We start from the raw sequence: 8,320 nt of genomic DNA, 5'->3' as shown, positions 1-8,320 counted from the left end.
TTATTATCTCCACCAAGCGAAGCAGATATAGAAAAGTATATTCTGGATATCTATAAAATTAAATAGTGGTATTGCTATATAAAAATTTAATTTACAGTCGAAAATTTTAACGCATAAATTTTTTAGAATTTGAGTAAAATGCAGAAAAAGACCACTCTCGCGGCCTTTAAATTTCGTAGCTTGCATGCACCCGCAGCCTCTGCTTGATTTTATCGCGTCAAATACCGCTAATTTAGCTATCTATGCTAGAATATAAACTTTAAAAAGTCAAAATTATAAATATAACACCTATATAAGTTTGCGTAGAATAGTGAGCGCAAATTTCAAAAAAAGAGGGTCGCTAAAAAGGAGAAAAATTTTGAATACTTTCGGAGCGAAACTAAGATTAACGACGTTCGGCGAGAGTCACGGAGCGGCGATCGGCGGCGTGCTAGACGGCTTTCCCGCAGGCGTGCGTATAGATTTAAATTTCATCCAAAGCGAGCTTGACAAGCGAAAACCGGGCGGCTCGAAATTCGCAACGGCAAGGAGCGAAGGCGACCGAGCGGAAATTTTAAGCGGCGTGTTTGACGGGCTAAGCACCGGCACTCCGATCGGCTTTATCATCCGAAACGAAAATCAAAAATCCAGCGATTACGAAAATTTACGCGAACTCTTTCGTCCAGGTCACGCAGACTACGCCTACTACCGAAAATTCGGCATCCGCGACCACAGAGGCGGCGGACGTAGCTCGGCTAGAGAGACGGCCGTGCGCGTGGCGGGCGGCGCGATAGCTCAAATTTTGCTGGGCGAGTTTGGCGTCAGCGTGCAAAGCGGAGTAGCTAGCGTAGGCGAAATTTCGTGCGGCGAGCAGCTGGATTTTGAGCTGGCGGCGCGATCGGAGATATTTTCGCTAGGTAACGAAGAGGCGATGAAAGAGGAAATCCTAAAAGCCAAGCAGGAGCACGACAGCGTCGGAGCTAGCGTCGTCACGGTTATCCGCGGCGCGCCGGCCGGGCTTGGCGAGGGGCTATACTATAAATTTGACGCGGCTATCGCGGCTGCGATGATGTGCATAAACGGAGTCAAAGCCGTAGAGATCGGCGAGGGCGTGAATGCTAGTAAGATGCGCGGCAGCCAAAATAATGACTCGATGGGCGCGGCATATGCAGGCTTAAATTTGGGCATGGATAACTCCACTCTTGACGGCGCGGCTTGCTGCGGTTTAAATTCAGACGAGAAATTCGGCTTTGCCTCAAATCACGCGGGCGGAACGCTGGGCGGCATGACGAGCGGGCAAGAGGTCGCGATAAAGACGCATTTTAAGCCGACTCCGTCGATATTTTTATCTCAGGCGACGCAAAACGTGCGCGGAGAGGATACTCTCTGCGAGCTGCGCGGGCGACACGATCCGTGTATCGGAGTGCGCGGCAGCGTCGTAGCTACCGCGATGGCAAGGCTAGTAGCGGCTGATATGCTACTTTTAAATCTGAGCGCAAATCTAGCAAAATTAAAGAAAATTTACGGCTAACTCCAAGATAACCGCACTCCAAGCGAAGCTGAAGAAACGGACGCTGCGCGCGTGAAATTCGCGATGATTTTTGCGAGGACAAAGACGTTTGGCGAATTTATATTTATGATATAAACGGCGTAATGGACACATTTGATATAAAAAATATTTCGCACGGCGGCTTAGAAAATTTACTCGCAGGCGCCGTAAAATACCTAAAATTTATGCAAAAATCATAGAAAGTAAAGCGCGGCGAGGAGCTATAAATTTGCGCCTTTTAACCCTAGCGGCAAAAAAATAAATCATAAAAACTCGCCGACCAGCGCGCTCCCAAACCGACTATAAAGCGCGCAAGTTTAAGCTACGGCGCGAATTTTTACGGACGCGTCTGTCGAGCCGTTTGCGAAGAGTTTTGCAAGCACCTTAAAGACGCTAAAAACGGCGACGAGTAAATTTGTCGGCTTGGTAAATTTGTAAATTTATCCGCTTCATTTCGAGAAAATCTCGCGTTTTTTGCACCGTTTCGCCTAGCCGCAGGTCGCATCGAGCTTAGAGCTTTTTGGCGCATTAAGCAAAATTAGCAAATCGCAAAACTAAACCCCAAATGCTTTTTAAGGCAAGTATGCGACGTTAAATTTCGCCGCAAGCGACGAGGGTAAGCGCCAAATTTTAACCTAGCGCCGCTTTAAGTCCGTAAAACGAGCTAACGGATTTTGCGCGCAAATTTTGTCGCGCGGACGATTTAAATTTTACTTCGTCTGCAAATTCGCCAGCCTCGCGCATAATATTTTCGCGTTCGTTGCCGAGTTTAAATTAAGATTTTAAGCATCGGCGCGGCAGGGCTAAGCGCGTAGGCGTTTTTAAGGCTAGTTTGAAAATACGCGACCAAGCGCATAGAATCCGCTGTTTCGGTAAGTTTTGATTAGCGCTGCGAACGCCCTAAAATTTGCGCTAACTCCTCGCCGAAATATATGACGCTATTTATCGTTTCGCCCTTGCCTAAGCCGCCGTATTTGCCTCGCGGTTCGCCTGCGTAGCGCACCCTAACGAGCGCCGCGCGAGCGTTATTTTTCGCGTCAAACGCTACGAGCGTTATATCTTCGTTTGTTTTTAGCGCGTCTTTTACCTCGCCCCAATTTATCGGCAAAATTTCGGCAATTTTAGCATTTACCGGCGCACTAAATTCGTGTACGTCTAGATTTTGCGAGCGCGCGAATTTTATAAATTCCGCCGCCGCCTCGTCGCAGCATGCCCGAAAATCGCCGTCAAAGCTACTAAAATTTTCGTTTTTAAAATCTTGAAAAACGATCACTTGATCGCTCATTCCGTGGTAGTTTTGAGGTAGCTTTTTATCTCGGTTTAAATCCCAAAAATACGCCGTTATCTCGGCAAAACTCGAACGCTTTATCATATCTTCGCGAGTGATCGGCGGCTGCGTGCAGCCTAGTATCAAAAGCGCCGTAAAAAGCGTCGCGAGCCTTGCGAATTTACTCGCGGGTGCCATTTAAAACCTCTACCGCGATCTTGGCCGCCTTTTGCTCGGCCTCTTTTTTGCTCTTGCCGCTCGCTCTTGAAATTTCGCGTCCGTTTAGAAGTAGGGCGATTTGAAATTCCTTGTCGTGATCGGGGCCTTTGGCGCCTATTAGCTCGTAGCTAGGCGTCACGCCGTGCGTAGCTTGCGTGATCTCTTGAAGCTGCGTTTTATAATCTTTTACTAAGTGCGAAAAATCGATTTTAGGAAAGCACTCTTCAAGTAGTCTTATGCCGATTTCGCGGGCTTTTTCAAGTCCGGCTTCTAGGTAGATCGCGCCTATTACCGCCTCGAAAGCGTCGCTTAAAAGGCTGGGCTTGCCCCTACCGCCGTTGTGCTCTTCGGCGCTTGAAAGGTAGATAAAATCCGCCAATTTTAGCCGTCCCGCCATTTGCGCGAAGCTCTTTTCGTTTACGAGCGCGGCGCGAAGCTTGCTCATATCGCCCTCGCTCGTGCTGCTAAATTTCTTAAACAAATACTCTCCCACGAGTAGATCCATTACCGCATCGCCTAAAAATTCCAAACGCTCGTTACTGTAAGGCTTCCTACAGCTTTTATGCGTCAAAGCCTCTTTTAACAGCCGCTCGTCTTTAAATTTATAGCCCAAATTTCGCTCTAATTCGTCTAAATTTTTCATTTATCCCTCATTTTGGATTTTCGTGGCCGCCTCGCGCGCCGCTTCGTCGCAAAGCTCGTTTTGCGGATGTCCCGCGTGGCCTTTGACCCAGTTTGCCCGCACTAGGTGGGGTTTTGAGACGCGTAGGTATTCTTGCCACAGCGGCACGTTTTTAACGTTTTTAAAATCTTTTTTTACCCAGCCGGTTAGCCAGCCGTTAACCGCGTTTACGACGTAGGAGCTATCGGTATAGAGCTCTACTAAGCAAGGCTCTTTAAGCGCTTTTAGCCCCTCTATGACCGCGCGCAGCTCCATTTGATTATTTGTAGTTTGCGCCTCGCCGCCGCTTGCTTTTTTCTCGTGCCCGTTAAATTCTAAAATATACGCCCAGCCTCCGGGTCCCGGGTTATTTAAGCACGAGCCGTCGCTAAAAAGGCATACTTGTTTCATCACTGCGCTCGGTTACGTGGGGCAAAATTTTGACGCTGCCTAGCTCGTGGCAGACCGGACAGCGGTAAAAGTGCATGAAAAAGGAGTTTTTGCAGGACTTGCAAACGTAGTTAAAGCTTAGCTGCGCGCGGGTAAAATTCGCCTTATTTAGCGTGCTCAAAACGCCTAGCTCAAAGCCCTTGATCTCGCAAGGCTCTACGTTAGCGCCCTTGGCGTAAAATAGCTCGCGGTAGCTAGGATCGCCTAAATTTACGGGGGTTTGCTGGTTGTAGATTAGATCGATTACGTCTTCAAGCGGCGCGAAATCTTTAAAATTTTCTAGCGCCTCACCGCCGCTTATCCAAAGCGCCATCGCCATTCGCTTCGCCAAAGGAAAGTCTCGCGCAAGGGTCAAAATTTTATCCGTTTTGTCCTTTAAATTTAGGCTTTTGTCGCTAATAGCGGCTAACGCGTGTAAATACGCCTTTTGCGCGCGCACGTCCGTACCGAGCTCTTCGAGGGAATTTAGCGCGTAAAGCGCCTCTTTATAGTTTTTTAGCTTCTCGTCTATCATCGTTAGGTATCTAAGCGCTACTTGATTGCGCGGAGAGAGCTGTAAAGACTGTAAAAACACGTCGCTAGCGCGCTTTAAAAATCCCGCCTTAAAATAGGTCTCTCCAAGCTCGTTTAGGATAAATTCCTTCTCGCTTTTACTTTTTACCTTAGCCAGCGCGATGAGGTAGATGTTTATCGCCTTTTCAAAGTCTCCGTTTTTGCAAAAGGTCTGCGCTAGCACGCTTAGGCTTTGCGCGTCTATTTCAGGGTTTGCGAGCATTTGCTTATGCTCGTCGCTTAGGCTGCTTTTAGTGTCGAAATTTTTTATAAATTTCTCGATGCGGCGCTTTTCGTCCTTGCGCGAGAACACGCCCCACGCGTAGCTAAGCGCGGCGACCATAAAAACGATCGTAAATAGCACGATAAGGCTAAAAATAGGGTCTCTATGCTCGATAAAAAATATATCCATTTTTACGCTTTAACTGAAATTTGGGCGTATTATACTATTAAAATTTTAAGCCCGCGTTAAGGGGAGAGTTAAAATTTCCGTAACCCAAAATTTGCTAAAATCCCTAAATGATAGAGCCAAAATCAATAGAGCGTTTAAAAGATCAAATCGATATCGTCGATATTATCGGGCATTACGTCGAGCTAAAACGAGCGGGCGCGAACTATAAGTGCGTCTGCCCGTTTCACGACGATAGAAGTCCTAGCATGAGCGTAAGTCCTAGCAGGCAAATTTATCATTGCTTCGCTTGCAAAGCGGGCGGCGACGCGATAAAATTCGTAATGGAATTTGAAAAATTAAATTACCCAGAAGCCATCGAAAAGATCGCTCAAATGAGCAATTTTAGCCTAGAATATACCTCTGAGCGCGGCGCTTCTCGCAAGGAAGATAAGAAAATTTTAGAAAACGCCAACGCGTTTTACCGCTCTCAGTTTTATCAAAACAAAGAAGCGCTAGATTACGTCTATTCGCGCGGCATCACGGACGCGATGATAGAGCGGTTCGAGCTGGGGTGGGCGGGCGATAGCGCGCAGACTATTAGGCTGCTAGAAAATAACGGCGTAACGCCGCAAGAAGCGCTGGAATCCGGCATCGTAAAGCAAAACGAGCGCGGAATTTACGCGAGTTTTATTAGCCGAGTAACCTTTCCGATTTATACGCATACGGGCAAGCTGGCGGGTTTTGGCGGGCGCACTATTAGCGGCAATCCCGCAAAATACGTAAATTCGCCCCAAAGCGCGCTATTTGATAAATCAAAGCTGCTTTACGGCTATCATTTGGCGAAGCAAAAAATTTTCGAGAAAAAGCAGATTATCATAACCGAAGGTTATTTAGACGTAATAATGCTGCATTTAGCGGGCTTTACCAACGCCGTAGCCGTACTGGGGACGGCGCTGACCGAGAAGCATTTGCCGCTCATTAAGCGAGACGCGATTAACGTAATTTTGTGCTTTGACGGCGATGAAGCGGGCATAAACGCGGCGGTTAAGAGCGCGCGGCTTTTAAGCCTAAACGAGATCGACGGCGGCGTAGCGATCATAGAGGGCGGCGCCGACCCAGCAGATATGGTAAAAGCGGGTAAAATTTCGCGCTTAAACGAGCTATTTAGCGGCGCTACGGAGCTCGGGGAGTTTTATATACGCTATATCGCGAGCCGCTACGATCTTGCCCGCCCCGTGCAAAAGCAAAAATGCCTGGACGAAATTTTAGCCTATACGCGTAATTTAAAACCCGTCGCGGCGGCTAGCTACGAGCCTTTGGTCGCAAAGCTGCTAAAAATCGAGCAAGGAAGTTTTTTTCTCACGGCGGCGAATGATAATTTTAACCGAAATTTTAGCGGCGGCGAGCGGCAAATCCGCGCTAAAACGAGAAATTTCGTCGTCCCGCAAATTTCGCGAGCGCAAAAAGATCTGCTTGAAATTTCGGTGTTAAAATCGATGTCGTCGGACGAAAATTTTAAAAATACGGCGCTTAGCCTAGCGGACGAAAAATTTTTCCCCCGTCACGCGCAGGCGTTTAGGGCGCTAGCGTCAAATGGCGCTCTAAGCCCGCAAGAGCAAGGCGTTTTGCGAGAAATAGAGCTAGACGAAAGCGCGATGGCGATAGAGAGCAAAGAGAAGCTGCTACGCGCGATCGCGACGCTGAAACTAAAATTTTACGAAAATTTAAGGCGTAAAATTTTAGCCGACCGCGAGCCCGGGATGGTCGAAAATTTAGAGAAAATCTCAAAAATAATACAAAATTTAAAAAAGGAAATTTAATGAAGGCGTTAGCGCTTTTTAGCGGCGGGCTTGATAGCATGCTCGCGATGAAGCTTATGAACGAGCAAGGTGTCGAGGTGACGGCGCTTTATATGGATACCGGATTTGGCGCGGACGAGGAAAAGCACGCCGTTTTAGCGCGCAGAGCGGCGCTCGTGGGCGCGAAGCTCAAAGTAGTCGATATGAGGAACGAATATCTGCGCGACGTACTTTTTAGCCCTAAATACGGCTACGGCAAGCAATTTAATCCGTGTATCGACTGTCACGGATATATGTTTAAAACCGCGCTTGCTATGCTAGAAAGCGAAGAAGCGAGTTTTATAATTACGGGCGAGGTGCTAGGGCAGCGCCCGATGAGCCAGCGCAGGGAGGCGCTGTTTCAGGTTAAGCGCTTAGCCGACGACGAAGAAGATCTCGTGCTACGCCCGATGTGCGCCAAGCTTATGCCTCCGACCAAACCCGAGCGCGAGGGCTGGGTGGACCGCGAGCGGCTGCTGGGCATTAGCGGACGCGACCGCAAGCCTCAGCTGGCGCTTGCGGCTAAGTTCGGTATAGAAGATTACGCGACGCCGGGCGGCGGATGCTTGCTTACGATAGAGAGCTTTGCGGTGAAGATAAAAGATTACTTGAAATTCGACGAGCAAATGCGCGATATCGACGTAAAATGGCTAAAACTAGGGCGCCATTTGCGACTACCGGACGGCGCTAAGCTAATCATCGGGCGCGACGAAGCCGATAATAACGCGTTAGACGCAAGTCCTAACGATAAATTCGAAGCTATAAAATTCGACGGAAACGACGACGTCGTAGGCGCCAGAAGCTTCATCGCAGCAGGCGCTAGCCAGGGCGATAGCGAGCTTGCCGCTAGGCTCGCGCTTTCTTACACCAAAGCGCCGAAGGGACGGAAATATAGGGTTTTCGTCGGAGCGATGGAATTTTACGTAGAGCCCGTGGATAAGGCTGCGGCGCAGGAATTTTTCGTAAAATAGATTAAAAGAGGCTGTCCGTACACGGTCGCTGCGGCAAATTTACGCGCGGCGTTTTTCGCGGATCGAGCGCGAATTTAAGGAAGCGATCGGTCGGTCTGCGGCGCGATTTAACGCGTAAAATTCAGCTAGCTAGATTTTGGTTTACAGCGGTTAAAATTTCCGTTTTGCGCGCTTGCCGAAATTTTAAGCTAGCGCATGATTTTAACCGTTTTGCTTACTAATTCGTCGAGCTGCTAGTTTAATATCGGATTGTAAAATTCGGTTACAAGTTGGGTTGCGGGCGCGGCAAAATTTTGCTCCCGAACGAGCGGTGCGGTTTTGTTTTTAATTTTTAAATTTATCTATAAATAAGTTTGCGGATAGTATAATCGCAGTCTTATTTTGGCGCGTCACGGTAGCTCAGCTGGTTAGAGCGCTGGTCTCATAAGCCGGAGGTCGGGAGT

7 protein-coding genes are annotated in these 8,320 nt (G+C 48.2%); 3 read left to right on the top strand and 4 right to left on the bottom strand.

Going from position 1 to position 8,320, the window contains the following annotated elements:
- Nucleotides 1-358: 358 nt before the first annotated feature.
- Nucleotides 359-1,510 (top strand): chorismate synthase, encoded by a 1,152-nt coding sequence (aroC, locus tag QZ147_RS07240; RefSeq protein WP_295148759.1) that lies wholly within the window; start codon nt 359-361, stop codon nt 1,508-1,510.
- Nucleotides 1,511-2,411: 901 nt separating this feature from the next.
- Here the strand turns inward: aroC and QZ147_RS07235 are convergent.
- The 4 genes from QZ147_RS07235 to QZ147_RS07220 are packed head-to-tail and all read right to left on the bottom strand — an operon-like array spanning nt 2,412 to nt 5,089.
- On the bottom strand, nt 2,412-2,993 hold the full coding sequence (locus QZ147_RS07235) for a hypothetical protein (protein ID WP_295148757.1): 582 nt from the start codon (nt 2,991-2,993) through the stop codon (nt 2,412-2,414).
- Complete coding sequence (gene rnc, locus QZ147_RS07230; RefSeq protein WP_295148754.1) at nt 2,977-3,657, bottom strand: ribonuclease III; 681 nt, start codon at nt 3,655-3,657, stop codon at nt 2,977-2,979. The genes QZ147_RS07235 and rnc overlap by 17 nt, the downstream gene beginning before the upstream one ends.
- Nucleotides 3,658-4,086: a ribonuclease HI gene (rnhA, locus tag QZ147_RS07225; protein ID WP_295148752.1), complete on the bottom strand. Its 429-nt coding sequence runs from the start codon at nt 4,084-4,086 to the stop codon at nt 3,658-3,660.
- Nucleotides 4,064-5,089, bottom strand: a complete 1,026-nt coding sequence (locus QZ147_RS07220; protein ID WP_295148749.1) for a hypothetical protein — start codon at nt 5,087-5,089, stop codon at nt 4,064-4,066. Before QZ147_RS07220 ends, rnhA begins: the two co-directional genes overlap by 23 nt.
- Nucleotides 5,090-5,196: 107 nt before the next feature.
- Here QZ147_RS07220 and dnaG point away from each other — a divergent pair, with 107 nt between their 5' ends.
- Together dnaG and QZ147_RS07210 are read left to right on the top strand one after the other, a co-directional pair.
- A complete protein-coding gene (gene dnaG / locus QZ147_RS07215; RefSeq protein WP_295148746.1) occupies nt 5,197-6,888 on the top strand; it encodes a DNA primase in 1,692 nt (563 codons plus the stop codon).
- Nucleotides 6,888-7,877, top strand: a complete 990-nt coding sequence (locus QZ147_RS07210; protein ID WP_295148745.1) for an argininosuccinate synthase domain-containing protein — start codon at nt 6,888-6,890, stop codon at nt 7,875-7,877. Before dnaG ends, QZ147_RS07210 begins: the two co-directional genes overlap by 1 nt.
- The last annotated feature ends 443 nt before the right edge of the window (nt 7,878-8,320 follow it).

The organism is uncultured Campylobacter sp. (assembly GCF_905371695.1).
Taxonomy (GTDB): domain Bacteria; phylum Campylobacterota; class Campylobacteria; order Campylobacterales; family Campylobacteraceae; genus Campylobacter_A.
The sequence above is the reverse complement of the archived record's forward strand: the minus strand, read 5'-3'. Positions and strand labels throughout refer to the sequence as shown.

Excerpts from the sequence above, each read along its gene's own strand:
- rnc (WP_295148754.1), bottom strand. The coding sequence starts at position 3,657 with ATGAAAAATTTAGACGAATTAGAGCGAAATTTGGGCTATAAATTTAAA.
- QZ147_RS07210 (WP_295148745.1), top strand. The coding sequence starts at position 6,888 with ATGAAGGCGTTAGCGCTTTTTAGCGGCGGGCTTGATAGCATGCTCGCG.
- rnhA (WP_295148752.1), bottom strand. The coding sequence starts at position 4,086 with ATGAAACAAGTATGCCTTTTTAGCGACGGCTCGTGCTTAAATAACCCG.
- QZ147_RS07235 (WP_295148757.1), bottom strand. The coding sequence starts at position 2,993 with ATGGCACCCGCGAGTAAATTCGCAAGGCTCGCGACGCTTTTTACGGCG.
- dnaG (WP_295148746.1), top strand. The coding sequence starts at position 5,197 with ATGATAGAGCCAAAATCAATAGAGCGTTTAAAAGATCAAATCGATATC.
- QZ147_RS07220 (WP_295148749.1), bottom strand. The coding sequence starts at position 5,089 with ATGGATATATTTTTTATCGAGCATAGAGACCCTATTTTTAGCCTTATC.